The following is a 26,006-nucleotide window of genomic DNA, read 5'->3' as shown; positions in this document are numbered from 1 at the left end:
GGCAGTACGCTCGACACCGTGTTGGACGCGATAGCGCAGTGGTGGGACGGGGTCGAGCTGTGGATGGCGCAGCTACCGTTCCCGTTCCAGTTCGCACTGCTGATGGCGATCCTGCTGCCGCTGAGCCTGGGTGCCGCGCGGCTGATCGACCGGGTCGTGGACAACGCGTCCTCGCGGTTCAACCCGCCCGCGCCCGGCGGCGCGCCGGTCGAACCCGACAGGGTGGACCCGGGCCCGTCTTCGTAGGCTGGCGGCCGTGACTCCCGCCAGGCGGCTCACCGCCGCACTCCTGGGCCTGCTCGCGCTGGTCGTGATCGGCTACTTCGCCAAGGACCTCGGCGGCTCCTCCGACCCCGCGCCCACGTCGTCCCGGTCCGCCGGGCCGACCGGCGGCTCGGCGGCGGCCGAGCCGAGCGGGGGCCAGGCCGGGCAGGTGCCCGGCAGCGGTTCCGGCCTGGCCGTGCGGGAGCTGTCCGGGCTGCCCGCCGAGGCGGTGGCGACGTGGCGGTTGATCGAGCAGGGCGGGCCGTTCCCGCACCCGCGCAACGACGGCGTGACCTTCCAGAACCGGGAGAAGCGGTTGCCCGCGAAATCCGGCGACTACTACCGGGAGTACACGGTGCCGACGCCGGGCAGCCCCGACCGGGGCGCGCGGCGGATCGTCACCGGGTCCTCGTCCGAGGTCTACTACACCGGTGACCACTACTCGACCTTCGTCGTCGTGGACGTGAGCCGGTGACGGCGTTCCGGCACGTGGTGCGCCCCGGCGCGCGGTCCAAGTCGGCCGCGCTGGCCGCCATCGGGCAGGCCCTGGACTTCCCCGACCACTACGGGCAGAACCTGGACGCCCTCTACGACTGCCTGACCGACCTGTCGTGGCTGCCGCCGGGCGAGCACGTGCTGGTCTGGGAGGGCGGCGACGAGGACGTGGAGGCCGTGCTCGCCGACGCCGAGGCCGCCACGTCCGCCGACACCCGCCGGTTCACCGTCCGCTACCCGGGACGACCCGAACCCCGCTGAGGCCGGGCCGCCGCGCTCAGTCGCCGGCGGGGACCCAGGACGGCGCGCGCTTGGCGACGAACGCGGCGATGCCCTCCTGGCCCTCGGGACCGCCGAAGTGGTGCGCGGACAGCTCCAGCATGTCGGCGAAGACCTCGCCCAGACCGGCCGGCCGGGGCTCCTGGAGCATCCGCTTGGTGGCCGCGAGCGCGTCGGGCGCGCCCAGGGCGAGCATGTCGGTGTAGCGGGTGACCTCGGCGTCCAGGCCCTCGGCGGCCACCGCGACGTTGATCAGGCCGATCGCCTGCGCGCGGGCCGCGTCGAACGCCTCCCCGGTCAGGAACAGCTCGTGCGCGGCGCGGGGCAGCAGGCGGGGCAGCACGGTCACCGAGATGACGGCCGGCACCACACCGATGCGGACCTCGCTGAACGCGAACGTGGCGGTGTCCGCGGCGATCGCGATGTCGCACGCCGCGACCAGTCCCACGCCGCCCGCGCGGGCCGGTCCGGCCAGCCGGGCCACGACCGGCTTCGGGCTGGTCCACAGCGCTTCCAGGATGGCCGGGAACTCGTTGACCCCCTGCTGGTCGGCCCGCGCGCCGCCCGCTTCCTTGAGGTCCATGCCCGAGCAGAACACCGGCCCGGTGTGGGTGAGCACGAGGACGCGCACGTCGTCGTCGGCGATCGCGGCCGTCAGGTGCCCGGTCAGCTCGGCGCGCAACCGGGTGGACAGGGCGTTGCGGTTGTGGGGGGAGTCCAGCGTGATCGTCGCGATGCCGCGCCGCACCTCGTAGTGGACCAGCTCGTCAGCCATGGATCGCACTCTACGAGGCGCGTTGATTGACAGCATGCTGTCAAGTTGACAGGATGCTGTCATGACGACGAAGACGGTCCACCTCGCCCTCTACGACGCGGTCGCCGACTGGGAGTTCGGCTTCGCCGCGGCGCGCGTCAACAACCCGGCGTTCCAGAAGAACCCCGGCAGCCACCGGGTGCGCACCGTCGGCGCGACCCTCGACCCGGTCACCACCATGGGCGGCGTCCGGGTGCTGCCCGATCTGGCGCTCGCGGACCTCGACCCGGCCGACAGCGCGATGCTGATCCTGCCCGGCGGGGAGAGCTGGGACGGCGACGGCAACGCCGGGTTCGCGCGGGCCGCGCGGCGCTGGCTGGAGGCGGGCGTGCCGGTGGCGGCGATCTGCGGTGCCACGGTCGGCCTCGCGGCGGAAGGGCTGCTCGACGACCGCCCGCACACCGGCAACGCGGTGGAGGAGCTCGGCGGCGTCGCCGGCTACGCGGGTGCGGCGCACTTCCGCGCCGACCGCGCGGTGCGGGCGGGCGGCCTGGTCACGGCGGGTGCGGCGAGCGCGCTGGAGTTCGCCCGCGAGGTGCTGGCCGAGCTCGACCTGTACGACCCGGCGGTGCTGGAGGCCTGGTACGGCCTGTTCCACACGGCCGACCCGGTGTGGTTCGGCAAGCTGGTGGCGGCGGCGTCATGAGCGCCGAACTGTCCGGTACCGGGCCGTCCACGACCGGGCCGTCCGACGGCGGTCCGGCCGTGGCACCGCGCTCGGCGGCGGGCGACGCGCTGACCGACGTCGTCATGCGCACGTTCCGCCTCTACGGCGGTTTCCTGGAGGCCGCCGAGGTCATGGCCAAGCCGGTCGGGCTCACCGCGGCGTGGTGGCAGGTGATGGGCGTGGTGCTGCGCCAACCGCTGCCGGTGTCCGGCATCGCCCGCGAGGTCGGGCTGACCCGGCAGAGCGTGCAGCGGATCGCCGACCTGCTGGTGGACAAGGGGTTGGCGGAATACCTGCCCAACCCCGCCCACCGCCGGGCCAAGCTGTTCAGGCCGACCGAGGAGGGGTTCCGGGCGATCGGGGACCTGCGCGCGGCGCAGCACGCCTGGGCCGACCGCATCTCGGCCCAGGTCGACGCGGACGACCTGCGCACCACCGCGACCGTGCTGGAGCGCCTGGTCGCGGCGCTCGACGCGGACTGAGCCCGGCGCGTCGGGCCGCGTCCCGGTGCGGAAGCGGCCGAGCCGGACCGGGGCCGGACGACGCCGGGTCGACGTCGTCCGGTCCTCGCGGTACGTCGGTCAGGCGGTGCGGCTCGTGCGGGCGACCGCGACCGCGTCGAACCGGTGCAGCACGACTTCCGCCACCTCCGGGTCCGCGCCCAGCGGTGCCGCGACCACCGCGTCGCCGGCCAAGTCCGCCACGCGGTCGGGGAGCAGCCCCGGCGCGAGGAACCAGGACGCCACGGCGATCCGCCGCGCGCCCCGGGCCCGGAGCCGTTCGACGGCGGTCGGCACGTCGGGCGAGGCGGTGGCGGCGAACGCCGGCTCGACGCCCGCCCAGCCGGAGTCCGCCGCCCACCGGCGGGCGATCGAGGCGACGGCGGCGTTGGCCGGCGCGTGCGAGGAGCCCGCACCCGCGAGCACGACCCCGACCGACGGGTCCCCGGTCGCGACACCGGCCGAGGCCAGCCTCCGCAACGCCGCCGACTCCAGCCGGGGGTCGGGGCCGAGCACGTCGGCGATGGTCACGTCCAGCGCGGGCAACCGGGCTTCGGCCACCGCGCCCGGCACGTCCACGCGGGCGTGGAAAGCCTTGCCCAGCAACAGCGGGACGACCACGGCGGAGCGGTGGCCGTCCCCGTGCACGGCCCGCAGCACGTCGGCCAGCCGGGGCGCGGACAGGTCCAGGAAGGACTCCCGCACGTCCAGCTCCGGCCGCAGCCCGCGGACCACGTCGAGCAGCGCGTGCACGGTGGTCGCGGACCGGGGGTCGCGGCTGCCGTGCGCCACGGCGACCAGCGCCGTCACAGCGCACCCGTCAGACCGCGGGCGCGCAACACCGCCCGCTCCAGCGGCCGGAACACCAGCAGCTCGATGCCGACGCCGACCAGCAGGATCAGGAAGATCGCCGCGATCACCACGGAGATGTCGTTGAGCGACGACCCGTTGTGCAGGTACTGCCCGAGGCCCTCGCCGAGCTGCGGCGAGGTCGCGATGATCTCCGCCGCCATCAGCGAGCGCCACGAGAACGCCCACCCCTGCTTCAACCCGGCCAGGTAGCCGGGCAGCGCGGCGGGCAGCAGGATGTGCCGGGCGGCGGCCAGCCGGCCCGCGCCGAGCGCCTGCCCGACCCGGGGCAGCAGCGGCGGGATCTGGTCGACCCCCGCCACCAGGCCGTTGGCGATGGACGGGACGGAACCCATCAGCACCACGAAGTAGATGGTCGAGGGGGTCGCGCCGAACCACAGGATGCCCGCCGGCACCCACGCCACGGACGGCAGCGACTGGAGGCCGGTGACCAGCGAGCCGATCGCCGCGCGCACCACCCGCACCTTGGCGATCAGCAGCCCCAGCGGGGTGGCGATCACCACGGCGGTCAGGAAGCCCAGCACGGCCCGGCTCACCGACGTCCACAGCACGTCCAGCGCGCGGCCGGTCTCGATGGCCTCGGCGACCGCCGCCCACACCGACGCGGGCGAGGGCAACTGGTACTCGGGCCAGATCGCGGACGCCCACAGCGCCTGCCACGCGCCGAGCAGCAGCCCCAACGCGATCAGCGGCGGCACCCCGGTGCGCACGAACCTCTTGCCCAGCGACGGGCGCTGCTCCCGGGTCGGCGCGTCCAGCGCGTCCAGGCCCGCCCCGACCGCCGCGAGGTCGTTCTCAAGCCGCGGCGTGGCCACTGATCACCTCTCGCAGGTGGCTGGTGATGTCGTCGATCAGCGCGGGCTCGTCACCGTCCACGGTGGACCACTCGCGGACCACGCGACCGGGGCGGGAGGACAGCAGGACGACCCGCTGCGCCAGCCGCACGGCCTCGCGCACGTCGTGCGTGACGAACACGATCGCGGTGTTGGTCTCCCGCCACACCCGCACCAGCTCCGCCTGGAGCACGTCGCGGGTGATGGCGTCGAGCGCGGCGAAGGGCTCGTCCATCAGCAGCAGACCGGGCGAACCCTCCTCGGCGCTGCCCAGCGTGGAGGCCAGCGCGCGGGCCAGCGCCACGCGCTGGCGCATGCCGCCGGACAGCTCGTGCGGGCGCTTGTGGCCGGCTTCCGCCAGGCGCACCAGCGAGAGCAGCTCGCCCGCCTTCGCCCGGCGCGCGGCCCGCTTGAGGCCCGCCAGGCGCAGCGGCAGCTCCACGTTGCGCGCCGCCGTCAGCCACGGCATCAGCGCGGCCTCCTGGAACATCACGGCGGGCCGGGACGTGGTCAGCTCGATGGAGCCGGAGGTGGGCGCGTCCAGCCCGGCGACCAGGTTCAGCAAGGTCGACTTGCCGCAACCGGACGCGCCCAGCAGGCACACGAATTCACCGGGCACGACCCGCAGGTCGACGCCGTCGAGCGCGAGTACGGAATTCGAGCCGTGTCCGAACGACTTGCGCACGGCGGACAAGGTCACCGCTGGGTCCACTGCGGACTGCGCGGTGCTCTCAAGCGTGGCGGTCATGGTGTGCCTGCCTTCCCCTGAGTTACTTCTTGTCCAGCCCGGCGGAGTCCACGGGCGGTTTGCCCGCGGCCGTGAGCACCTTGTTCAGCAGCGTGAAGTCCGCCAGCCCGGCGACGTCCGCGGCTTCCTTGGCGACGCCCGCGGTGACCGCGTCCTCCGCCAACCGCGGGAACGTCCCGGCCTGCGGGTCGAGGGTCAGCTCGATGTTGTCGAACGCCCGGTCGAGCACCGGTTCGCCGAGCGACTTGCCGGTGAGCGCCTTGAGCGCGTTGTTGACCACCTGCTTGGCCTCGGACTTGTCGGCCAGTGCGAGGTCGGTGGCCGCGAGGTGGCCCCTGATCAGCGCCTCGACGGTCTGCGGGTGCTCCGCCAGGAACTCGGCCCGCACCAGCAGCACGGTGGTCGGGAACTTCCCGCCGTCCCACAGGGTCTTCTCGTCCAGCAGCACCTTCGCGCCGGCGTCGAGCACCAGCCGCGACGACCACGGCTCCGGGGCCCACGCGCCCTGGATGTCGCCCTTCTTGAACAGGTCGAGCGACTGCGCGTTCTCCGTGTTGGTCACGTTCACCTGGTCGGCACCCGCGCCGACGCCGAGCTTCTGGTCGGACAGCCACTTCTTGAGCGACACGTCCTGGGTGTTGCCCAGCTGCGGGGCGGTGATGACCTTGCCCCGGAGATCGGCCGCCGAGGCGATCTCCGGCTTCACCACGAGCTGCGCACCACCGGAGGTGGCACCGGCCACCAGCCGCACCGCCTCGCCCTTGGACTTGGCGAACGCGTTGATCGCCGGGCCGGACCCGATGAAAGTCGCGTCCAGCGACTCGCCGAGCAGCGCGTTGACCGCCTCGGGACCGGCGTTGAACGTCTGCGGGGTGAGCTTGGTGCCGCCCAGCTCTTTCGCGAACAGGCCCTTGTCGACGCCGATCAGCGCGGCGGCGTGGGTGACGTTCGGGAAGTAGCCCAGCCGGATCTCGGCGGCCGGGCCCTTGTCCTGGGCGGGGGCTGCGGCCTCACCGCCGCCCGCCCGGGAGCACGCGGCGAGGGCGACGAACGCGGTCAGTAAAGCGACTGTCCTGGTGAAGGTGCTGCGTCGGGTGCGCACGGCGGCGGTGGCCTTTCTGGAGGATCAGGGACCGGGGGAGACGAGGGCGTGGGTGTCGGTGGGGGCGGTGTTCCCGCCCTCCGTACAGGTGTCCACGCCGTCCAGCACGGGCAGCGGCGCTCCGACCAGGCCGGCGGCCAGCGTGCCGCCGTCGGCGGCGTCGATGACCAGGAACGCGCCGGTGCGGCGGTTGTGGGTGTAGTCGTCGAGGGGGACCGGCTCGGCCGTGCGCAGCACGACCTGGCCGATGTCGTTCAGCTCCAGCGATCCGGGGGCGTCGGAGGCGGCCAGCCGCTGCTCGTCGAACCGCGTGCGCAGCTCGGTGACCATCGCCTGGACCGTGCGCGTGCCGTGCTTGACCAGCACCCGCGCACCCGCCTTGAGCGGCTTCTCGGCCAACCAGCACACGGTGGCCTCGAACTCGTCGGTGACCGTGGGCAGTTCGCCGCCGGCGACCAGCTCGCCGCGCGCGATGTCCAGGTCGTGCTCCAGCAGCAGCGTCACCGACTGGCCCGCGGCGGCCCCGGTCAGCGGGCCGTCGGCGGTGTCGATGCCGGTGACCCTGCTGCGCAGCCCCGAGGGCAGCACGCTGACCTCGTCGCCGACCCGGATGGTCCCCGCCGCGACCTGCCCCGCGTAGCCCCGGTAGTCCGGGAACTCCGCGGTGCGCGGGCGGATCACGTACTGCACCGGGAAGCGGAACGGCGCGTCGTGCGGGTCCGGCTCCACCGGCACCGTCTCCAGGTGCTCCAGCAGCGTCGGCCCCGAGTACCACGGCGTGTTCACCGAGCGCTCCACCACGTTGTCGCCCGCGAGCGCGGACACCGGGATCTCGACCACGGCGTCCTCGCCGTACCCGAGCGCGGTGGCGTGCGCGGTGAACTCCTTGGCGATGCGGGAGAAGGTGAGCTCCGCGTAGTCCACCAGGTCGATCTTGTTCACCGCGAGCACCAGGCGCGGCACGCCCAGCAGGGCGAGCACCGCCGCGTGCCGGCGGGTCTGCTCGATCACACCCTTGCGGGCGTCCACCAGGAGCACGCCGAGCTGCGCGGTGGACGCGCCGGTCACCGTGTTCCGGGTGTACTGCACGTGGCCCGGGGTGTCGGCCAGCACGAACGACCTCCTGGGGGTCGCGAAGTACCGGTAGGCCACGTCGATGGTGATGCCCTGCTCGCGTTCCGAGCGGAGCCCGTCGACCAGCAGCGAGAGGTCCGGCGTGGCCAGACCCCGGTCGGCGCTGGCCCGGTGCACGGCGTCCAGGGTGTCCGCCAGCACGGATTTCGTGTCGTAGAGCAGCCTGCCGACCAGCGTGGACTTACCGTCGTCCACGCTGCCCGCGGTGGCCAGCCTCAACAGGTCGCTCATTTAGAAGTAGCCCTCCCGCTTGCGGTCCTCCATGGCGGCCTCCGACAACCGGTCGTCGGCCCGGGTCGCGCCGCGCTCGGTCAGCCGCGACGCGGCGACCTCGGCGATCACCGACTCGATGTCGGCGGCGTCGGACTCGACGGCTCCCGTGCAGGAGCCGTCGCCGACGGTCCGGTAGCGGACGGTCTTGGTGAGCAGCTCCTCGCCGTCACGCGGACCGCCCCACGGCCCTTCGGCCAGCCACATGCCGTCCCGGAGGTAGACGTCGCGGCGGTGCGCGTAGTAGATCGACGGCAACTCGATCTCCTCTCGCGCGATGTAGTGCCAGACGTCCAGCTCGGTCCAGTTGGAGAGCGGGAATACCCGCACATGTTCCCCCGGACGGTGCCTTCCGTTGTAGAGGTTCCACAATTCGGGACGCTGCCGCCTGGGCTCCCACTGACCGAATGCGTTCCGTAGGCTGAAAATGCGCTCCTTGGCCCGTGCCCGCTCCTCGTCACGGCGTCCGCCGCCGAACACCGCGTCGAATTTGTGAGAGGTGATCGCATCCAGCAGTGGAACGGTTTGCAGTGGATTGCGGGTGCCGTCCGGGCGTTCCGCGAGCCGGCCGTCGTCGATGAAGTCCTGGACCTTGGCGACCTCCAGCCGCAGCCCGTGCTGCGCCACCACGCGGTCGCGGAAGTCGATGACCTCCTCGAAGTTGTGGCCGGTGTCCACGTGCAGCAGCGGGAACGGCACCGGCGCGGGCCAGAACGCCTTCACCGCCAGGTGCAGCAGCAGCGTCGAGTCCTTGCCGCCGGAGAACAGGATCACCGGCCGGTCGAACTCGCCCGCGACCTCCCGGAAGATGTGGATCGCTTCGGATTCGAGGCGTCCCAAGGTATCCAACCCGGCAACCGGCGGCCGGACATCAGTCGTCGTCATCCGTGCAACCCGCATTCTGTCTTCGCTGTGCCCGCCCACCGACCGCTGCGCGGGTCCGACCCCGGCACGGGCTTCGCGGTGCACGGCGCGCAGCCGATGGAGGGATAACCGGCCTGCACCAACGGGTTCTCCAAGATCCCGTGCTCGGCGATGTAGGCGTTGAACTCGTCGTCGGACCACGGCGCGATGGGGTTGACCTTGACCAGCCCGTTGCGGTCGTCCCACTGCACGATCGGCGTGTTCGCGCGGGTCGGCGCGTCGACCCGGCGCACGCCGGTGACCCACGCGTCGTAGTTCTTCAGCGTGCGCTGCAACGGGACGACCTTGCGCAGGTTGCAGCACCTGGCCGGGTCGGTCCGGTTGAGCGGGCCGAATTCGCGCTCCTGGTCGGCCACCGACTGCTCGGCGGCGGCGTTCACCACGTGCACCTCCGGGTAGACCAGGTCCACCGCGTCCCGGGTGCCGATGGTCTCGGCGAAGTGGTAGCCGGTCTCCAGGAACAGGACGTCGATGTCCGGCTTCACCTTGGTGGCCAGGTCGACCAGCACGGCGTCCTGCATGTTCGACGCGACGATCCAGCTCTCGCCGAACGTCCGGGCGGTCCAGGCCAGCGCCTCGTCGGCGGACGCGTCGGCCAGTTCGACCGCGGCCGACTCGGCGATCACCTTCAGTTCCTCGACCCTGGTGGGGGTGGTCATCGCTGCACCTCCTGAGGAAGGTTGAGACCCACGAACTTCACCGTGAACACGCGGCGGCAGGAGGCGCACAGCCACGAGTAGCTCGGCTCCTCCTGCGGCCGGAGGTCCTCGTCACCGCAATAGGGGCAGTAAAAGGGGGTCGCGCGTTCGCTCATTTCAGATCGGCCTCGTCGGCGCGGGTGACCCATTGTGCGAAACGCTCGTCATCCTTGCGCTGCCCGACGAAGTTGCGCACCACCCGTTCCACGTAGCCGGGCAGTTCCGCACCGGTCACCTTGTGGCCGCGCAGCTTCCGGCCGAAACCGGCGTCGAGGCCGAGCCCGCCGCCCAGGTGCACCTGGAAGCCCTCGACCTGCCGGCCCTCCTCGTCGGTCACGATCTGGCCCTTGAGCCCGATGTCCGCGGTCTGGATGCGGGCGCACGAGTTGGGGCAGCCGTTGATGTGCACGGAGATCGGCGCGGTCACGCCGTCCACCACGTCCGCGAGCCGCTCCTCCAGCACCGACACCAGGTCCACCGCGCGGGCCTTGGTCTCCACGATCGCCAGCTTGCAGAACTCGATGCCGGTGCAGGCCATCACGCCGCGCCGCCACGGCGAGGGCTCGGTCTGCAACCCCAGCTTCGCCAGGTCCGCCTGGAGCCCGGAGATCCCGGCCTCCGGCACGTCCAGCACGACCAGCTTCTGCTGCGGCGTCAGCCGGACCCGGTTCGACCCGGCCCGCTCCGCCGCCTTCGCGACCTCGACCAGCGTGGAACCCGACACCCGGCCCGCGATCGGGGCCGCGCCGACGTAGTGCAGGCCGTCCTTCTGCCGGTGCACGCCGATGTGGTCGTACGGGATCTCCGGCACCTCGGGCGCGGGCCCGTCGGCCAGTTTCCGCTGGAGGTACTCGGTCTCCAGCACCTCGCGGAACTTCTCCGGGCCCCAGTCGGCGACCAGGAACTTGATCCGCGCGCGGTGCCGCAGCCGGCGGTAGCCGTAGTCGCGGAAGAGGCTGATCACGCCCTCCCACACGTCGGGCACGTCCTCGCTCGCCACCCACGCGCCCAGCCGCTTGCCGAGCATCGGGTTGGTGGACAGGCCGCCGCCGACCCACAGGTCGAACCCGGGGCCGTGCTCGGGGTGGTCCACGCCGACGAACGCCACGTCGTGGATCTCGTGCGCCACGTCCGGCAGGCCGGAGATCGCGGTCTTGAACTTGCGCGGCAGGTTCGCGAACCGGGGGTCGCCGATGTAGCGGCGCAGGATCTCGTCGATCGCGGGGGACCCGTCGAGCACCTCGTCCTCGGCGATGCCCGCGACCGGCGAGCCGAGCACGACGCGCGGGCTGTCGCCGCACGCCTCCATCGTGGTCAGGCCGGCCGCTTCCAGCTTCTGCCAGATCGCGGGCACGTCCTCGATGCGGATCCAGTGGTACTGCACGTTCTGCCGGTCGGTGATGTCGGCCGTGTCGCGCGCGTAGGTCTGCGACAGCTCGCCGACCAGCGCGAGCTGCTCGGTGGTGAGCCGCCCGCCGTCGATCCGGACGCGCAGCATGAAGTACTCGTCGTCCAGCTCCTCGGGCTCCAGGGTGGCCGTGCGCCCACCGTCGATGCCCGGCTTGCGCTGGGTGTAGAGGCCGTACCAGCGGAACCTGCCGCGCAGGTCCGCCGGGTCGATGGAGTCGAAACCGCCGTGGGCGTAGATGTTCTCGATCCGCGCCCGCACGTTGAGCGGGTTGTCGTCCTTCTTGCTCCGCTCGTTGGGGTTCAGCGGTTCGCGGTAGCCCAGCGCCCACTGCCCCTCACCTCGGCGCTGCTTGGCACGCTGAGGTGTAGTCGTCGGGGGGACCATCTTCGTCCTCCGGGGATTCGGGGCGCTGGTGCGCGTGCGAGTCCCGGTGGAGCACGTGGTGGGGGTCTCGTCAGCGCACCCGGCGCCGACGGGAACAACACATCAGGCGCGAGTTATGCCGAACGACGGCACATCGCGCTGGAGACACGACGGAAGTCGACGTGGCGGCGTACCACCAGGCGGATTCCGTTCGACGTCATGGTCGTCAGCGTGCCACGCGTCCACCCCGTGGTCCACCGCCATCCGCATGGTGGGACGGACGTCCCGCTGCTGGTAAATGGGACAATGGGGGCCATGCCCTCCGCTCTGCCGATCGGCGACCCCGCGCCGCCCGACGGCTCACTGCCCGTGACCGCCCTGGCCGGTCTCGGCTCCCGCCCGTTCGGCGTCTACGTGCACGTCCCGTTCTGCGCGACCCGCTGCGGCTACTGCGATTTCAACACCTACACCGCCGGTGAGCTGGGCACTTCCGCCTCTCCCGGCTCGTGGATCGAGGCGGTGAAACGGGAACTGGACCTGGCCGCGACCGTCCTGGGCACTGCGCCGGCCGTGAACACCGTGTTCGTCGGCGGTGGCACTCCGTCACTGCTCGGTGCGAACGGCCTCGCCGAGGTGCTGACCGCCGTCCGATCGTCGTTCGGCCTTGCGGACGACGCCGAGGTGACCACCGAGTCCAACCCCGAGTCCACGTCACCGGAGTTCTTCGCCGGTATCCGTGACGCGGGTTACACCAGGGTGTCGCTGGGGATGCAGTCGGCGGCCCGCCACGTGCTCACCGTGCTGGACCGCGCGCACACGCCCGGCCGCCCGCCGGCCGCCGCCCGCGAGGCCCGCGCCGCCGGCTTCGACCACGTGAACCTGGACCTCATCTACGGCACCCCCGGCGAGTCCGCCGACGACCTGCGGGCGTCGCTGGACGCGGTCGCCGGGGCGGGCGTGGACCACGTCTCGGCGTACGCGCTGATCGTCGAGGAGGGCACCGCGCTGGCCCGCCGGGTGGGCCGCGGCGAGCTGCCGATGCCCGACGACGACGTGCTGGCCGACAAGTACGAGATGGTCGACGCCGCGCTCACCGCCCAGGGCCTGGACTGGTACGAGGTGTCGAACTGGGCCGCGTCGCCCGCCGCCGAGTGCCGGCACAACGTCCTGTACTGGCAGGGCGCGGACTGGTGGGGCGCGGGCCCCGGCGCGCACAGCCACGTCGGCGGCGTCCGCTGGTGGAACGTCAAGCACCCCGCCAGGTACAGCGAGCTGCTGGCCGCCGGGACCTCCCCGGCCGCCGGCCGGGAGACCCTGACCGCCGAGGACCGGCGGGTCGAGCGGGTGCTGCTGGAGCTGCGGCTGGCCGCCGGGCTGCCGGTCGACGTGCTGGACGACCCCGGCCGGGCCGAGGCACGGGCCGCCGCCGCGGACGGCCTGCTCGACGCCGACGCCCTCGACCGGGGCCGCTGCGTGCTCACCGCGCGCGGCCGGCTGCTCGCCGACGCCGTCGTGCACCGGCTGACCTGAGGTGCTACTTGAGCGAGATCGCCGCCGACAGCCCGATGGTCCGGTAGCCGATCGGCCCGTAGAGCCGGCCCGCCTTGCCGTCCGGCTCGGTCTCCAGGAACGGCGTCGCCCCGGCCGCGAACACCCGCCGGGTCAGCTCGCCGCAGACCGCCGACGCGATGCCGCGCCCCCGGTGCCCGGGCACCACGGCGATCCCGGCGACCTGCGCCAGGCCGTTGCGCGGCCCGGTGCTCGCGCCACCGCCCACCACCGCCCCGTCGACCAGCGCGAGCATCAGCGACCCGCCCTCGTCCAGCAGGGACCGCTGCCGCTCCACCGCGGCGTCGCGCGGGATCGGGTCCACCCCGAACGCCCGGTGCTGGGCGACGGTCAGCGCCGCGAGCTGGTCGTCGGTGGTCGCGTCGACCAGCTCCACGCCCTCCGGCACGTCCGGCACGACCAGGTCGGCGCGCTCGACACCCATCATCGGCAGGAGCTGGTCCACGGTGAACCCGGCCGCCTCCAGCGCGGCGTCCACCGCCGGGAACGGCCGGAGGTACTCCAGGCGCGGCGTGCGGTCCCGGGCGCGGAACGCCGCCACCAGGTCCGCGACGTCGGCGGCGGTCGGCGCGGCACCCTCGTCGGGCACCGCGTAGTTCAGGAAGACGCTGTCGCCGTGCTCGTCGAACCGGACCAGGAACGGCCCGATCCGCTCGGCGTCGGCGCGCAGCGACTCCCGCAGGGAGGCCTGGATCTCGGTCAGCACCGCGCTGACGCTCCCACGCCGGCCGAACCGGTGCCACCGACTTTCACCGCGCCGCGCCCCACCTCCGTAAACTCGGGGTGGAGCACGACCCGTCCGAGTGGAGGTGACACGCGGTGAACACCGATGAACGCCGGTTCGAAGTGTTGCGCGCGATCGTCGCCGACTACGTCTCCAACCAGGAGCCGGTGGCGTCGAAGGCGCTGGTCGAACGGCACAACCTGGGGGTGTCCAGCGCGACGGTCCGCAACGACATGGCGGCGCTGGAGGAGGACGGCTACATCACCCAGCCGCACACCAGCGCCGGCCGGGTGCCCACGGACAAGGGCTACCGGCTGTTCGTGGACCGGCTCAGCGAGGTCAAACCGCTGTCCTCGCCCGAGCGCCGGGCCATCCGCAGCTTCCTGGAGGGCGCGTACGACCTGGACGACGTGCTGCGCCGCAGCGTGCGGCTGCTGGCCCAGCTCACCCGCCAGGTCGCCGTCGTGCAGTACCCCACGCTGAGCCGCTCCACCGTGCGGCACCTGGAAGTGCTGGCCATCACACCCGCCCGGTTGATGCTGGTGCTGATCACCGACACCGGCCGGGTGGACCAGCGGTCCGTCGACCTCGGGGACGTGATCACCGAGGAGGACGTGTCCCGGATTCGCGGCCTGCTCAACACCGCCATGGTCGGCAAGCGGCTGTCCGACGCGTCCGCCGAGGTCGCCGAGCTGCCCGAACGCGTGCCCGCCGAGCTGCGGGACGTGGTGCTGCGGGTGAGCACCGTGCTGATCGAGTCGCTGGTGGAGCACCCCGAGGAGCGCCTGGTGCTGGGTGGCACCGCGAACCTCACCCGCAACGTGGCAGACTTCCCCGGTTCGCTGCGCCAGGTGCTGGAGGCGCTGGAGGAGCAGGTCGTGGTGCTCAAGCTGCTCGCCGCGTCCCGCGACCCCGGCACCGTCCTGGTGCACATCGGCGAGGAGAACGAGGCGGCCGAGATGCGCAGCACCTCGATCGTGTCCATCGGCTACGGCAGCCGGGACAACCTGCTCGGGGGCATGGGAGTGGTGGGGCCGACCCGGATGGACTACCCCGGCACGATGGCGGCCGTGCTCGCGGTCGCCAGCTACGTGGGGGACATCCTGACCGCACGCTAGCCGGGGAACACCGCAAACCCACAAGACGTTTCGCAAGCGAGCGAGCGCGCTCATCGCGCCCGCAGGAGGACATACGGTGGCGAGGGACTACTACGGGACGCTCGGGGTCTCCAAGAACGCGACACCCGAGGAGATCAAGCGCGCCTACCGCAAGCTCGCGCGCCGGCTGCACCCGGACGTCAACCCCAACGAGGAGGCGCGCTTCAAAGAGGTGACGGCCGCCTACGAGGTGTTGTCGGACCCGAGGAAGCGCGAGATCGTCGACCGCGGCGGGGACCCGTTGCAGTCCGGCGGCGGTGGCGGCGGCGCGGGTGACCCGTTCGCGGGTTTCGGCCTGGGCGACATCATGGACGCGTTCTTCGGTGCCACGGGCGGTGGCGGGCGCGGCCCGCGCAGCCGCGTGCAGCCCGGCTCGGACGCGCTGATCCGGCTGTCCATGACGCTGGAGGAGTGCGCCGCGGGCGCGTCGCGCGAACTGACCGTGGACACCGCGATCCTGTGCGACCGGTGCGTGGGCAGCGGTTGCGCCGACGGCTCGTCCCCGGTGCGCTGCGACACGTGCGGCGGGCGCGGCGAGGTGCAGTCGGTGCAGCGCTCCTTCCTCGGCCAGGTCGTCACGGCCCGGCCGTGCCCGGTGTGCCGGGGCCTGGGCGAGGTCATCCCCGACCCGTGCCGGCAGTGCGCGGGCGAGGGCCGGGTCCGGTCCCGGCGCACCATCTCCGTGCAGATCCCGGCCGGGGTCGCCGAGGGCATGCGGGTCCGGCTGGCCGGGCAGGGCGAGGTCGGCTCCGGCGGCGGCCCCGCCGGCGACCTCTACGTGGAGGTCGAGGAGGTGCCGCACGAGGTGTTCGAGCGGGACGGCTCGAACCTGCACTGCTCGGTGCGCATCCCGATGACCACCGCCGCGCTCGGCGCGGTGCTGCCGCTGCAAACCCTCGACGGCGAGGAGGAGCTGGAGATCGAGGCCGGCACCCAGCCGAACACGGAACTGGTGCTCACCGGTCGCGGCATGCCCCGGCTGCGGTCCTCCGGCCGCATCGACGGCCGAGGCGACCTGCACGTGCACCTGGAGGTCGTGGTGCCGACCAAGGTCGACGCCCGCCAGGTCGAGCTGCTGCGCGAGCTGGCCGTGCTGCGCGGCGAGGACGAACCGACCCTGGCCCACAACGGCAAGGGCGGCGGTGGGCTGTTCTCGCGGCTGCGCTCCGGCCGCGCCCACCGGTGACCCTGCCCGTCTTCCTCGTGCCCGCGCTGCCGCCCGGCGGCAGCGCGGTGCTGGACGGGCCCGAGGGCCGGCACGCGGCGACCGTGCGGCGGCTGCGGGCGGGGGAGGAGCTGGTGCTCTCCGACGGCACGGGCGCGCAGGTGCGGTGCGTGGTCGAGGAGGCGCTGAAGGACTCGTTGCGGCTGGCCGTCGTCGAGCGCTGGGTGGTGCCCGAGCCCGCCGTGCGGGTGGTCGTGGCGCAGGCGCTGGTGAAGGGTGACCGGGGCGAGCTGGCCGTCGAACTCGCGACCGAGGCGGGCGTGGACGGCGTGGTGCCGTGGAAGGCGGCCAGGTGCGTCGTGAAATGGGCGGACGGCCCGCGCGGCGCGAAAGCCCTGGAACGTTGGCGCGGCACCGCGCGGGAAGCCGCGAAACAGGCCCGGCGGGCCCGCGTGCCGGTCGTCGCGGAACCCGTCGACACCGCCGCGCTGGTCCGTTTGGCCGAGTCCTGTGCCGCTGTATTGGTTTTGCACGAATCGGCTTCGGACAACATCAAGTCGGTACCGCTGCCCGGTGCGGGCGAGGTGTTGTTGGTGGTCGGTCCGGAAGGGGGCATCACCGATGTCGAACTGTCGGCGTTGATCGAGGCAGGCGCGCACGCGGTGCGACTGGGGCCTACCGTTCTGCGAGCGTCCACGGCTGCCGCAGTGGCTTTGGGAGCTCTGGGTGTAATGACCGATCGCTGGGGGTAATGGGGTCGCGGACTTCTGGCGAACCGCCGGAATAGGGGTTACTCTCGTGGTCTGAGGGGTTGCATTGGTCTAGTCGTAATCGACCCTTCGGACCACAGTCTCGCCGGACACCTCCCCCCTCGGTCCGGCGTCGCCGCGTCGCGGTGGGGCAACCCCCAGGTCTCATCGCGACGCGGCCCTTTTTTGTGTCAGGGGTATGTCTTGCACATCTCGTACGGCGACCACCCGAGTCAGTTCGGTGAATTGTCGACCGGCCGTGAGTCGAATCGGTTTCCCGTTGTCGTGGTCATCCACGGCGGTTTCTGGCACCAGCGATATGGATTGGAGCTGGGACGTCCCCTGGCGGCCGATCTGGCGGCCCACGGCGTGTCGGCGTGCAACATCGAGTACCGCCGCGTCGGTGGCGGCGGTGGGTGGCCGCAGACCGGCGACGACGTGCTGGCCGCCATCGACGCCCTGGACTCCGACGTGATCACCCTCGGCCACTCGGCGGGCGGCCACCTCGCGGTGTGGGCCGCCGCCCGGCACCCCCGCGTGCTCGGCGCGGTCGCCCAGGCCGGTGTCCTGGACTTCCTGGCGCACCCGGAGATCACCCGCCGCGCCGGCGAACTGCTCGGCGGCACCCCCGACGAGGTGCCCGACCGGTACGCCGACGCGTCGCCCGCCGCGCTGCTGCCCATCGGCACGCCGCTGGTCCTGGTGCACGGCGAGGAGGACGAGGACGTGCCGGTGGCGCAGAGCACCGGCTTCGCCGAGGCGTCCGGCGCGGAACTCGTCGTGCTGCCCGGTGTCGGCCACATGGACCTGATCACGCCCGGCACGTCCGCCTGGGTCACCTGCCGCAGCGCCGCGCTCCGGCTGGCCCGGGAGACCGCCCGGTAGCCTGCGCGGTATGTCCGACTGCCTGTTCTGCCGGATCGTCGCGGGCGAGATCCCGGCCACGATCGTGCACCAGACCGAGACGACCGTGGCGTTCCGCGACATCGCGCCCCAGGCACCCACGCACGTCGTGCTGGTGCCCCGCGAGCACGCGCCGGACGCCGCCGCGCTGGCCGCCGCCGCGCCGGGCGTGCTGGACGACCTCTTCCTGGCCGCCGGCGCGATCGCCGAGGCCGAGGGCATCGCCGACACCGGCTACCGGCTGCTGTTCAACACCGGTGCGCACGCCGGGCAGACCGTGTTCCACGCCCACCTGCACCTGCTCGGCGGGCGCGAGCTCGGCGCACTGGCCTGAGCCGCCCCCCTGCCGCAGGCCTCTGCCGCACCGCCTCTCCGTCACACCGACTGCGGGAACGCCAGCACCCGGTCGGGGTCGTAGCGGCGGGCCACCCGGTGCAGGCGCGGGTAGTTGTGGCCGTAGTAGGCGGTCCGCCAGTCCGGCATCTCCGGGTCGACGTAATTCACGTACCCGCCGCCCGCGCCCAGGCCGTCCCGCACCTCCGCGAGCTCCCGCCGCGCCGTCGCCTCGTCGATCCCGGTGCCGTTGACGAAGATCTGCGCGCTCGCCAGCGCGTCCCGGTGCGGGAACGCCGTCTCGTCGGGCCGCACCCGCCCGATCGCCCCGCCGAAGGAGTCGAACAGGATCGCCCCGGACCGCGCCCGGTCCACCAGCCGCACCGCCGCCGCCGGGTCCACCGGCCGGCGCAGCATCCGGGACGACGCCGCGAACCGGTTGCCCAGCACCGGCGGGCAGCCGCCCAGGCAGTTCGCGTAGTAGCGCATGGCGGTCAGGCTGTCCATCGGCCGGAGGTTCCGCGACACCACCGGCACCTTCGCCGCGAACCGGTCCAACCAGGGCGTGAGGCCCTCCGGCGGGCCCACCCAGCAGCCCGACACCAGCGCCGACGGCGGCCGGCCCATCTCCAGCTTGCAGGCCGTCCACAGCTCGTCGGGCAGGTCGGCCAGCCACTCCTGCCACGCCCCGAACACGTCCGCCTCCGCGCCCGCCGGCGTGCGCAGCTCGAACGGCACCAGGTCGCGCGCCGCGACCGCGGCGAAGTGGAACGACGTGACGACCCCGAAGTTCCCGCCACCGCCGCCGCGCAGTGCCCAGAACAGGTCCGGCTCGTGCTCCTCGTCGACCCACCGCACCGACCCGTCCGGCGTCACCACCCGCGCGCCGACCATCCGGTCGCAGGTCAGCCCGTACTCGCGACCGACCACGCTGATCCCGCCGCCCGGTGCCAGCCCGCCGATCCCGACACTGGCGCACGTCCCGCCGGGCACCAGCCACCCGGCGGCACCCACCGCCTCGTACAGGCCGATCATCGACGTGCCCGCGCCGACCTCGGTCACCTGGCCCGGCCGCACCGCGTTCAACGCCGACACGTCCACCACCAGGCCGTCCTCCGGCACGGAGTACCCGGCGTAGCTGTGCCGGCCGCTGCGCGCGGCGACCGGGAGGCGGTCCCGCGACGCGAACTCCAGGCACCGGGCGACGTCGTCCTCCGTCGCGCACAGCGCGATCGCGGCCGGCCGCCGGCTTGCGTACAGCGTGTTGAAGGGCCGTCGCCGCGCGTCGTAGTCCGGATCGCCCGGCAGCACCAACCGCCCGCTCAACCGCAGCCGACGCCAGTCCCGGTCCCAGCCCGCGAACGCCAGCCCGGCGGCTCCGATGAACGTCCTCCGACGAATCTCCACGACCCCACCCCCGACATCCCATAGTGCTCCGGTGTGAGGTGGGACACAGCCTTCTATCGGGTCATCCCCCGGTAACCGTCCGGGGTCGCGCCCGCCGAGCGCCGGACGACCCGGACCCGCACCCCGGGACCGCGCGCCGAGCCTCTGCGGGAAACCCCCTTCTTACTCCGGTGCGGAGTGTCGGTGGGGGCGGCTAGCATCGGTGGAAGTAGGTCAAGTACACCCGAGTTCGGCGCGAACGCGCAGGAAGCAGGCCCGAGGCCACGTGGCCGACACCGCTGACAACAAGCCGCAGTCCGGTCACGCCGCGGCTGACGCCCAGTCCAAGTTCGCCGTGCCCGACGGCGCGGTGCTCGCCCTGCTCGGTTCGCGCGACGAGAACCTCCGGCTCGCCGAAGAGCTGCTCGACGCCGACGTCCACGTGCGCGGCAACGAGATCACCCTCTCCGGCCTGCCCGCCGACGTGGCCTTCGCCGAACGCGTGTTCGGCGAACTGACCACCCTCGCCGACCGGGGCCAGGAAATCAGCCCGGACACCGTCCGCCGCACGGTCGCGATGCTGTCCGCCGGCACCAGCGAGTCGCCCGCCGAGGTGCTCAGCCTCGACATCATCTCGCGCCGCGGCCGGACCATCCGCCCGAAGACGCTGAACCAGAAGCACTACGTCGACGCGATCGACCGGAACACCGTGGTGTTCGGCATCGGCCCCGCCGGCACCGGCAAGACCTACCTGGCCATGGCCAAGGCCGTGCAGGCGCTCCAGGCCAAGCAGGTCAACCGCATCATCCTGACCCGCCCCGCCGTCGAGGCGGGCGAACGCCTCGGCTACCTGCCGGGCACCCTGTACGAGAAGATCGACCCGTACCTGCGCCCCCTGTACGACGCCCTGCACGACATGGTCGACCCGGAATCCATCCCGCGCCTCACCCAGGCCGGCACGATCGAGGTCGCCCCGCTCGCCTACATGCGCGGCCGGGCGCAGCCGGTGACCACCGGCGTGCTGACGCCGGAAGGCTTCCGGCCCATCGGGGACCTGCGGGTCGGCGACCTGGTCGTCGGCTCCGACGGCGAGCCCACACCGGTTCTCGGCGTGTACCCGCAGGGCGAGAAGGACATCTACCGGGTCACCGCGCAGGACGGCGCTTCCGTGCTGTGCTGCGGCGACCACCTGTGGACCGTCCGCACGGCCTCCGACCGCCGGCGCGGCGCGCCGTGGCAGGTGCTGGAGACCAAGGAGATGGTCGGCGAGCTGCGTACCGCGCACGCCCACCGGTACGAGTTGCCGCTGCTCAGCGGACCGGTGCGACGGCCGGAGCGCGAGGTCCCGCTGGACCCGTACGCGCTCGGGCTGCTGCTCGGCGACGGCTGCCCGACCGGCTCGTCCGTTGCGGCGGACCTCGAACTCGGCACCGCGTCGGCAGCGGCCCTGTCCGGGGTCGAGGCGCGCCCCGACTACGTGTTCGCCCGCGAGCGGACCCCCGGTGACGTGATGACCCGGGAGAACCCGGTGACCGGCGCGCTGCGGGCGTTGGGCCTCGTCGGCACCCGGCCGCACACCAGGTTCGTGCCCGAGGTCTACCTCGACAACGCCGTCGACGTCCGGTCGGGCGTGCTGCAAGGTCTGCTCGACGCCGCCGGCGATCCCGTCACCCAGCTCGGTCGCACCTGCCGCGTCCAGTACACGACCACCTCGCCCCGGCTCAGGGACGACGTGGTCGCACTGACCCGTTCGCTCGGCGGCGTCGCCCACGTGCGCCTGCGGGAAGCGCGGGGCGGCGAGCCCGGTCGTGATGTCGGTCGTGATGTCGGCCACCGCCACGACACCTACGTGCTGGACCTTCGACTGCCCCCGGGCGTCGAGCCGTTCCGGCTGGCCCGCAAGCGGCAGGAGTACCGGGGTGCGGGCGGCGGCGGTCGGCCGGTGCGGTTCATCGACTCGATCGAACCCGAGGGCCGCGCCGAAGCGGTGTGCATCCAGGTGGCGGCGGCCGACTCGCTGTACGTCACCGAGGACTACCTGCTCACGCACAACACGCTGAACGACGCGTTCATCATCCTGGACGAGGCGCAGAACACCACGCCCGAGCAGATGAAGATGTTCCTCACCCGGCTGGGCTTCGGCTCCAAGGTCGTGGTGACCGGCGACATCACCCAGGTCGACCTGCCCGGCGGGCAGCGGTCCGGGCTCAAGGTCGTCCGGGAGATCCTCGACGGCGTCGAGGACGTCCACTTCTCCATCCTGACCAGCAGCGACGTCGTCCGCCACCGGCTCGTCGCGGACATCGTCGACGCCTACGAGAAGTGGCAGGTCGAGCAGGACGAGCAGGGCCTCGGCGATGCCCGGGGGCAGCACTCCGGACCCGGTGCGCGGTCGCACGGGCAACGCCGGGGACGATAGGCGTCGTGAGCATCGAGATCGCGAACGAATCGGGCGTGGCGGTGGACGAGCCGTCCATCGTCGCCGCCGCCCGGTTCGCCCTGGACCGGATGGGCGTCAGCCCGTTGGCGGAGCTGTCCGTCCTGCTGGTGGAACTGGACGTCATGGCGGACCTGCACCAGCGCTGGATGGACCTGCCAGGGCCCACCGACGTCATGGCCTTCCCGATGGACGAGCTGGACTCGGCCCGCCGACCCGACGCGGCCGGGCTCGGGCCCGCCCTGCTCGGCGACATCGCGCTGTGCCCGGAGTTCGCCAAGGACCAGGCGAAGAAAGCGGGTCACAGCCTGCTCGACGAACTGCACCTGCTGACCGTGCACGGCGTGCTGCACCTGCTGGGCTACGACCACGCCGAGCCCGCCGAGGAGCGCGAGATGTTCACCCTCCAGAACCGGATCCTGGGCGACTTCCGCACCGCCGCCGCCGAGGCGGAGCGCAAGACGGCGCAGCGCGAAGCCGACTCGAAGCTGCTCGGGGCGGTGGGCCTGGAGGATTCCGACCGGCCCGGCCCGACCGCTTGAGGCGGCCGAGGTGACGGGGGACCCCACCAGCCTCATCGTGCTGGCAGTTCTGCTCGTGCTGGCGGCCGGCACCTTCGCGGGTGCCGACGCGGCGCTCGGCACCGTGTCGCGGGCGCGCGTCGAAGCGCTCCAGCGACAGGGCCGGGCCGGCACCCGGCAGTTGATCCAGGTGCTCGCGGACCGGCCGCGCCACATCAACCTGCTGCTGTTGCTGCGGCTCGGCTGCGAGCTGTCGGCGACCGTGCTGGTCACCGTCGTGTGCCTGGAGCTGATCGCCACCGGCTGGGTGGCCGTGCTGGTCGCGGGCCTGAGCATGCTGGTCGTGTCCTACGTGCTGGTCGGCGTCGGCCCGCGCACCATCGGCCGGCAGCACCCCTACGCGGTGAGCCTCGTCGCCGCCGGGCCGATCCGCGTGCTCGGCCGGGTGCTCGGGCCGCTGTCGCGGCTGCTGATCCTGGTCGGCAACGCGATCACCCCCGGCAAGGGCTTCCGCGAAGGCCCGTTCTCCTCCGAGGTCGAGTTGCGCGAGCTGGTCGACATGGCGCAGGAACGCGGCGTCGTGGACGAGGGCGAGCGCGAGATGATCCACTCGGTGTTCGAGCTCGGCGACACCATCGCCCGCGAGGTGATGGTGCCGCGCACCGAGATCGTGTGGATCGAGCAGACCAAGTCCGTGCGACAGGCGCTCGCGCTGTCCCTGCGCACCGGCTACACGCGGGTTCCGGTGATCGGCGAGAGCGTGGACGACATCGTCGGCGTGGTGAACCTGAAGGACCTGGTGCGGCGGACGCTCGCCGAGGAGCCCAACGGCACCTCGGTCGCGGACGTGATGAAGCCGGCGTCGTTCATCCCCGACTCGAAGCCCATCGCCGACCTGCTGCGCGAGATGCAGCTCTCCCGCAACCACCTGGCGATCGTCGTCGACGAGTACGGCGGCACGGCGGGCCTGCTGACCATCGAGGACATCCTGGAGGAGATCGTCGGCGAGATCACCGACGAGTCCGACACCGAGGACCGCCCGCCGGTCGAGCACCTGGCCGACGGCTCGGTGCGGGTCAGCGCGCGCCTGCCGGTGGACGACCTCGACGCGCTGTTCGGCACCGAGCTGGACGACCACGAGGTCGAGACGGTCGGCGGTCTGCTGGCACAGCGCCTGGGGCGCGTGCCGCTGCCCGGCACCGAAGCGGAGATCGCGGGCCTGCGGATGCGGGCCGAAGGCGGCAAGGACGAACGCGGGCGGATGCGCATCACCACGGTGCTCGTGCGCCCTGTGCACAACGGTGACACTTCTGCGGAGGGAACCCCCGGTGACTGACCTCGACCACGACCTCGCCCCGGAAGACGCCAAGATCATCACCCTGGCCCGCTCGGCCAGGGCGCGCACCGGGGCGGCCGAGGGCGCGGCGGTGCGCGACACCGACGGCCGCACCTACGCCGCGACCACGATCGCGTTGCCGTCGCTGAAGTTGACCGCGCTCCAAGCCGCTGTCGCGGCGGCCGTCTCCAGCGGCGCGGAAGGACTGGAGGCGGCGGCCGTCGTGACGGCTGCGGACACCGTGGACGCGGATTCCGTCGCCGCCGCGCGTGACCTGACCGCCGGCGTGCCGGTGTTGCGCGCGGACGGCACAGGCACACTCCGGGAAACCGTGTAGTGGCACTCGTGACCGTGTGCCGGGGGTGTTGCTGCGGCACCGTCAAGAAGCACCCCGAGTACGACCACGCCGAACAGTTGCGCCGCCTCGAAGCGGTGGCGGCGCGGTCCGGCGGGCGGGTGCGCGTGCGCACGGCGGACTGTTTGGACGCGTGCGAGAACTCGAACATCGTGGTCGTCAAGCGGCCCGGCACGAAACCGGTGTGGCTGGGCTCGGTGCTGCACGACGTCGTGATGGAAGACCTGGAGCAATGGCTGACCACCGGCGGCCCACTGCCGGCGAAGCTCGAACCGAACCGCGTCGCACCGCCCGTCAAGCCCGACTGACGGCAGAAGGCAGACGCGGCTCGTCGGCCGGCAGGACGGGGACTTGATCAAGCGAATCGAGTCCCCGTCCGCCGTCCGCCGGTGAACGAGACGACCGGGATCAGCCCACGGATAACGGTCGTGCCCCTGAGGGCGCTGGCCGACCCCACCCAGACCTCCGGTCCACCAACCCGAGCACCTGCCAACCGAGAACCTGCCAACCGCCCGAATCCGCCCGGCAAAGCTGCACCGGGAACCGTCTCGCCTGCTGCTGGCAAGACCGTCCCGCCCCCGTCCTGGCCCGCCGTCCTGGCCCGCCGCGCTCGGCCGCCGCGCTGCGGGCGGGCCTGCTGTGGGCGGGCGTCCTGCGGGCGAACGTGCGGTGGGCGGGCCTGCTGCGGGCGGGCGTGCGCCGGTAGGCGTGCGGTGGACGGGTGCTGTGCGGGTGGGGTGCGTGCGGGCAGGCTGTGGGTGGCGGATGTGGCTGCCAGCCCGGTCGCCGGACCCCAGCCCGCCGTGCCTCGCCTCCTTACTTCCTCGGCAACGAGATCCAGTGCCGGAAAGTGCCCGATCCGAGGTCGGTTCACGACATGTGGCGAACCGTGTACGAAAGTCGCCCGAACACCCTCCTGAGTCGTAGCCGAAGCACGCGCACGGCGGGTGCGACGGCTTCCGGCTCGGCTCCCCGCCACCACCCAGCCACCACCCCGGCACACACCCCAGCACACACCGCCGAGCGCCGCTGCGAGGGGTGGAGGGGCGGGGTCGGCGCGTACGGGGACAATGGGCGGATGGATGGTTATCGTTCCGGGTTCGCGTGCTTTGTCGGTCGGCCCAACGCCGGCAAGTCGACGTTGACGAACGCGCTGGTGGGGACCAAGGTCGCGATCACCTCCAGCAAGCCCCAGACCACCCGGCACACGATCCGGGGGATCGTGCACCGGTCCGACGGGCAGTTGATCCTGGTCGACACCCCCGGCCTGCACCGACCTCGGACGTTGCTCGGCCAGCGCCTCAACGACCTGGTCCGGGAGACCTGGTCCGAGGTCGACGTGGTCGGCTTCTGCGTCCCGGCCGACCAGAAGGTCGGTCCCGGGGACAAGTTCATCGCCGCCGAGCTGGAGAAGATCGCCAAGCGGACCCCGGTGATCGGGATCATCACCAAGACCGACCTGGTCAGCCAGCAGCAGGTGATCGAGCAGTTGCTCGCCCTCCAGGCCGTGATGGACTTCGCCGAGCTGATCCCGGTCTCCGCGCAGGACGGCTTCCAGGTCGACACGCTCGCCGACCTGCTGATGGGCCGGCTGCCCGAGGGGCCGCCGCTCTACCCGGACGGCGAGCTCACCGACGAACCCGAGCAGACCCTCGTCGCCGAGCTGATCCGGGAGGCCGCGCTGGAGGGGGTGCGGGACGAGCTGCCGCACTCGATCGCGGTCGTGGTGGAGGAGATGTCGCCCCGCGAGGGGCGCAACGACCTGCTCGACGTGCACGCCAACGTGTTCGTGGAGCGCTCCAGCCAGAAGGCGATCATCCTCGGCCACCGGGGCGAGCGGCTCAAGCAGGTGGGCATCACGGCCCGCCACCACATCGAGAAGCTGCTCGGCACGCGCGTCTACCTCGACCTGCACGTCAAGATCGCCAAGGACTGGCAGCGCGACCCGAAGCAGCTTCGTAGACTGGGTTTCTGACCCCGCGACGGACGCGGGCGGGTG

28 protein-coding genes and 2 pseudogenes are annotated in these 26,006 nt (G+C 72.5%); 18 read left to right on the top strand and 12 right to left on the bottom strand.

Going from position 1 to position 26,006, the window contains the following annotated elements:
* Positions 1-18: 18 nt before the first annotated feature.
* Genes AB0G01_RS10215 through AB0G01_RS10205 form a run of 3 tightly spaced genes read left to right on the top strand, consistent with a single transcriptional unit; the run spans position 19 to position 1,020 of the window.
* Entirely contained in the window at positions 19-246 is a 228-nt protein-coding gene (locus tag AB0G01_RS10215; RefSeq protein ID WP_360942162.1) for a hypothetical protein, read from the top strand.
* 10 nt (positions 247-256) lie between these two features.
* Positions 257-739: a ribonuclease domain-containing protein gene (locus tag AB0G01_RS10210; RefSeq protein ID WP_360942159.1), complete on the top strand. Its 483-nt coding sequence runs from the start codon at positions 257-259 to the stop codon at positions 737-739.
* Entirely contained in the window at positions 736-1,020 is a 285-nt protein-coding gene (locus tag AB0G01_RS10205; protein ID WP_360942156.1) for a barstar family protein, read from the top strand. Before AB0G01_RS10210 ends, AB0G01_RS10205 begins: the two co-directional genes overlap by 4 nt.
* Before the next feature lie 16 nt (positions 1,021-1,036).
* On the opposite strand, the gene AB0G01_RS10200 is transcribed toward AB0G01_RS10205, so the two are convergent.
* The gene (locus AB0G01_RS10200) at positions 1,037-1,813 is read right to left on the bottom strand and encodes an enoyl-CoA hydratase-related protein (protein ID WP_360942153.1); all 777 of its coding nucleotides are present in this window, start codon (positions 1,811-1,813) and stop codon (positions 1,037-1,039) included.
* Between the two features lie 61 nt (positions 1,814-1,874).
* Here AB0G01_RS10200 and AB0G01_RS10195 point away from each other — a divergent pair, with 61 nt between their 5' ends.
* Together AB0G01_RS10195 and AB0G01_RS10190 are read left to right on the top strand one after the other, a co-directional pair.
* The gene (locus AB0G01_RS10195) at positions 1,875-2,498 is read left to right on the top strand and encodes a DJ-1/PfpI family protein (protein ID WP_360942150.1); all 624 of its coding nucleotides are present in this window, start codon (positions 1,875-1,877) and stop codon (positions 2,496-2,498) included.
* Positions 2,495-3,001: a MarR family transcriptional regulator gene (locus AB0G01_RS10190; RefSeq protein ID WP_360942147.1), complete on the top strand. Its 507-nt coding sequence runs from the start codon at positions 2,495-2,497 to the stop codon at positions 2,999-3,001. The genes AB0G01_RS10195 and AB0G01_RS10190 overlap by 4 nt, the downstream gene beginning before the upstream one ends.
* 99 nt (positions 3,002-3,100) lie before the next feature.
* On the opposite strand, the gene AB0G01_RS10185 is transcribed toward AB0G01_RS10190, so the two are convergent.
* From AB0G01_RS10185 to AB0G01_RS10145, 9 genes are all read right to left on the bottom strand, one after another.
* Complete coding sequence (locus AB0G01_RS10185) at positions 3,101-3,829, bottom strand: sirohydrochlorin chelatase (RefSeq protein ID WP_360942144.1); 729 nt, start codon at positions 3,827-3,829, stop codon at positions 3,101-3,103.
* Positions 3,826-4,704 (bottom strand): ABC transporter permease subunit, encoded by an 879-nt coding sequence (locus AB0G01_RS10180; RefSeq protein ID WP_360942141.1) that lies wholly within the window; start codon positions 4,702-4,704, stop codon positions 3,826-3,828. Before AB0G01_RS10180 ends, AB0G01_RS10185 begins: the two co-directional genes overlap by 4 nt.
* Positions 4,685-5,470: an ABC transporter ATP-binding protein gene (locus AB0G01_RS10175; RefSeq protein ID WP_360942138.1), complete on the bottom strand. Its 786-nt coding sequence runs from the start codon at positions 5,468-5,470 to the stop codon at positions 4,685-4,687. Before AB0G01_RS10175 ends, AB0G01_RS10180 begins: the two co-directional genes overlap by 20 nt.
* A 22-nt stretch (positions 5,471-5,492) precedes the next feature.
* A complete protein-coding gene (locus tag AB0G01_RS10170; RefSeq protein WP_360943287.1) occupies positions 5,493-6,530 on the bottom strand; it encodes an ABC transporter substrate-binding protein in 1,038 nt (345 codons plus the stop codon).
* A gap of 66 nt (positions 6,531-6,596) precedes the next feature.
* Positions 6,597-7,937 (bottom strand): GTP-binding protein, encoded by a 1,341-nt coding sequence (locus AB0G01_RS10165; RefSeq protein ID WP_360942135.1) that lies wholly within the window; start codon positions 7,935-7,937, stop codon positions 6,597-6,599.
* Positions 7,938-8,861, bottom strand: a complete 924-nt coding sequence (cysD, locus tag AB0G01_RS10160) for a sulfate adenylyltransferase subunit CysD (protein WP_360942132.1) — start codon at positions 8,859-8,861, stop codon at positions 7,938-7,940. It lies immediately after the preceding gene.
* On the bottom strand, positions 8,858-9,559 hold the full coding sequence (locus AB0G01_RS10155; protein ID WP_360942129.1) for a phosphoadenylyl-sulfate reductase: 702 nt from the start codon (positions 9,557-9,559) through the stop codon (positions 8,858-8,860). The genes cysD and AB0G01_RS10155 overlap by 4 nt, the downstream gene beginning before the upstream one ends.
* Positions 9,556-9,714 (bottom strand): hypothetical protein, encoded by a 159-nt coding sequence (locus tag AB0G01_RS10150; protein WP_015098919.1) that lies wholly within the window; start codon positions 9,712-9,714, stop codon positions 9,556-9,558. Before AB0G01_RS10150 ends, AB0G01_RS10155 begins: the two co-directional genes overlap by 4 nt.
* Positions 9,711-11,393, bottom strand: a complete 1,683-nt coding sequence (locus tag AB0G01_RS10145) for a nitrite/sulfite reductase (protein WP_360942126.1) — start codon at positions 11,391-11,393, stop codon at positions 9,711-9,713. Before AB0G01_RS10145 ends, AB0G01_RS10150 begins: the two co-directional genes overlap by 4 nt.
* A 294-nt stretch (positions 11,394-11,687) precedes the next feature.
* Here AB0G01_RS10145 and hemW point away from each other — a divergent pair, with 294 nt between their 5' ends.
* Positions 11,688-12,902: a radical SAM family heme chaperone HemW gene (gene hemW, locus AB0G01_RS10140; protein WP_360942123.1), complete on the top strand. Its 1,215-nt coding sequence runs from the start codon at positions 11,688-11,690 to the stop codon at positions 12,900-12,902.
* A gap of 4 nt (positions 12,903-12,906) precedes the next feature.
* Here the strand turns inward: hemW and AB0G01_RS10135 are convergent, their stop codons facing one another.
* Positions 12,907-13,647 carry a GNAT family N-acetyltransferase gene (locus AB0G01_RS10135; protein WP_360942120.1) on the bottom strand — a complete coding sequence of 247 codons (741 nt, stop codon included), beginning with the start codon at positions 13,645-13,647 and terminating at the stop codon, positions 12,907-12,909.
* A gap of 113 nt (positions 13,648-13,760) precedes the next feature.
* Between AB0G01_RS10135 and hrcA the strand changes: the two genes are divergently transcribed.
* The 5 genes from hrcA (at position 13,761) to AB0G01_RS10110 (ending at position 17,973) form a co-directional block, all read left to right on the top strand.
* A complete protein-coding gene (hrcA, locus tag AB0G01_RS10130; protein WP_360942117.1) occupies positions 13,761-14,783 on the top strand; it encodes a heat-inducible transcriptional repressor HrcA in 1,023 nt (340 codons plus the stop codon).
* Between the two features lie 76 nt (positions 14,784-14,859).
* Positions 14,860-16,008: a molecular chaperone DnaJ gene (gene dnaJ / locus AB0G01_RS10125; RefSeq protein ID WP_360942114.1), complete on the top strand. Its 1,149-nt coding sequence runs from the start codon at positions 14,860-14,862 to the stop codon at positions 16,006-16,008.
* Positions 16,005-16,739 carry a 16S rRNA (uracil(1498)-N(3))-methyltransferase gene (locus tag AB0G01_RS10120; RefSeq protein ID WP_360942111.1) on the top strand — a complete coding sequence of 245 codons (735 nt, stop codon included), beginning with the start codon at positions 16,005-16,007 and terminating at the stop codon, positions 16,737-16,739. Before dnaJ ends, AB0G01_RS10120 begins: the two co-directional genes overlap by 4 nt.
* A gap of 183 nt (positions 16,740-16,922) precedes the next feature.
* On the top strand, positions 16,923-17,621 hold the full coding sequence (locus tag AB0G01_RS10115) for an alpha/beta fold hydrolase (RefSeq protein WP_360942108.1): 699 nt from the start codon (positions 16,923-16,925) through the stop codon (positions 17,619-17,621).
* Positions 17,622-17,631: 10 nt separating this feature from the next.
* On the top strand, positions 17,632-17,973 hold the full coding sequence (locus tag AB0G01_RS10110; RefSeq protein ID WP_360942106.1) for an HIT domain-containing protein: 342 nt from the start codon (positions 17,632-17,634) through the stop codon (positions 17,971-17,973).
* 41 nt (positions 17,974-18,014) lie between these two features.
* On the opposite strand, the gene AB0G01_RS10105 is transcribed toward AB0G01_RS10110, so the two are convergent.
* Positions 18,015-19,379, bottom strand: a complete 1,365-nt coding sequence (locus AB0G01_RS10105; RefSeq protein WP_360942104.1) for an FAD-binding oxidoreductase — start codon at positions 19,377-19,379, stop codon at positions 18,015-18,017.
* Between the two features lie 265 nt (positions 19,380-19,644).
* Here AB0G01_RS10105 and AB0G01_RS10100 point away from each other — a divergent pair.
* From AB0G01_RS10100 to era, 7 genes and pseudogenes are all read left to right on the top strand, one after another.
* A pseudogene (locus AB0G01_RS10100) lies at positions 19,645-20,355 on the top strand (PhoH family protein); the annotation flags it as partial.
* A gap of 1,056 nt (positions 20,356-21,411) precedes the next feature.
* Positions 21,412-21,777: pseudogene (locus AB0G01_RS10095) on the top strand (PhoH family protein); the annotation flags it as partial.
* Between the two features lie 5 nt (positions 21,778-21,782).
* Positions 21,783-22,337, top strand: coding sequence for an rRNA maturation RNase YbeY (gene ybeY, locus AB0G01_RS10090; RefSeq protein ID WP_360942101.1), 555 nt, complete (start codon positions 21,783-21,785; stop codon positions 22,335-22,337).
* Between the two features lie 10 nt (positions 22,338-22,347).
* A complete protein-coding gene (locus AB0G01_RS10085; RefSeq protein ID WP_360942099.1) occupies positions 22,348-23,652 on the top strand; it encodes a hemolysin family protein in 1,305 nt (434 codons plus the stop codon).
* Positions 23,645-23,989 carry a cytidine deaminase gene (locus tag AB0G01_RS10080; RefSeq protein WP_360942096.1) on the top strand — a complete coding sequence of 115 codons (345 nt, stop codon included), beginning with the start codon at positions 23,645-23,647 and terminating at the stop codon, positions 23,987-23,989. Before AB0G01_RS10085 ends, AB0G01_RS10080 begins: the two co-directional genes overlap by 8 nt.
* The gene (locus AB0G01_RS10075) at positions 23,989-24,315 is read left to right on the top strand and encodes a (2Fe-2S) ferredoxin domain-containing protein (RefSeq protein ID WP_360942093.1); all 327 of its coding nucleotides are present in this window, start codon (positions 23,989-23,991) and stop codon (positions 24,313-24,315) included. Before AB0G01_RS10080 ends, AB0G01_RS10075 begins: the two co-directional genes overlap by 1 nt.
* Before the next feature lie 770 nt (positions 24,316-25,085).
* On the top strand, positions 25,086-25,982 hold the full coding sequence (gene era / locus AB0G01_RS10070) for a GTPase Era (protein WP_360942090.1): 897 nt from the start codon (positions 25,086-25,088) through the stop codon (positions 25,980-25,982).
* The last annotated feature ends 24 nt before the right edge of the window (positions 25,983-26,006 follow it).

It is taken from the genome of Actinosynnema sp. NPDC023587, assembly GCF_040640215.1.
In the GTDB taxonomy this organism is placed as follows: domain Bacteria; phylum Actinomycetota; class Actinomycetes; order Mycobacteriales; family Pseudonocardiaceae; genus Actinosynnema.
The sequence above is the reverse complement of the archived record's forward strand: the minus strand, read 5'-3'. Positions and strand labels throughout refer to the sequence as shown.

Excerpts from the sequence above, each read along its gene's own strand:
- AB0G01_RS10110 (WP_360942106.1), top strand. The coding sequence starts at position 17,632 with ATGTCCGACTGCCTGTTCTGCCGGATCGTCGCGGGCGAGATCCCGGCC.
- AB0G01_RS10165 (WP_360942135.1), bottom strand. The coding sequence starts at position 7,937 with ATGAGCGACCTGTTGAGGCTGGCCACCGCGGGCAGCGTGGACGACGGT.
- AB0G01_RS10195 (WP_360942150.1), top strand. The coding sequence starts at position 1,875 with ATGACGACGAAGACGGTCCACCTCGCCCTCTACGACGCGGTCGCCGAC.
- era (WP_360942090.1), top strand. The coding sequence starts at position 25,086 with ATGGATGGTTATCGTTCCGGGTTCGCGTGCTTTGTCGGTCGGCCCAAC.
- AB0G01_RS10190 (WP_360942147.1), top strand. The coding sequence starts at position 2,495 with ATGAGCGCCGAACTGTCCGGTACCGGGCCGTCCACGACCGGGCCGTCC.
- AB0G01_RS10150 (WP_015098919.1), bottom strand. The coding sequence starts at position 9,714 with ATGAGCGAACGCGCGACCCCCTTTTACTGCCCCTATTGCGGTGACGAG.
- AB0G01_RS10145 (WP_360942126.1), bottom strand. The coding sequence starts at position 11,393 with ATGGTCCCCCCGACGACTACACCTCAGCGTGCCAAGCAGCGCCGAGGT.
- hemW (WP_360942123.1), top strand. The coding sequence starts at position 11,688 with ATGCCCTCCGCTCTGCCGATCGGCGACCCCGCGCCGCCCGACGGCTCA.
- cysD (WP_360942132.1), bottom strand. The coding sequence starts at position 8,861 with ATGACGACGACTGATGTCCGGCCGCCGGTTGCCGGGTTGGATACCTTG.
- AB0G01_RS10175 (WP_360942138.1), bottom strand. The coding sequence starts at position 5,470 with ATGACCGCCACGCTTGAGAGCACCGCGCAGTCCGCAGTGGACCCAGCG.
- AB0G01_RS10155 (WP_360942129.1), bottom strand. The coding sequence starts at position 9,559 with ATGACCACCCCCACCAGGGTCGAGGAACTGAAGGTGATCGCCGAGTCG.
- AB0G01_RS10200 (WP_360942153.1), bottom strand. The coding sequence starts at position 1,813 with ATGGCTGACGAGCTGGTCCACTACGAGGTGCGGCGCGGCATCGCGACG.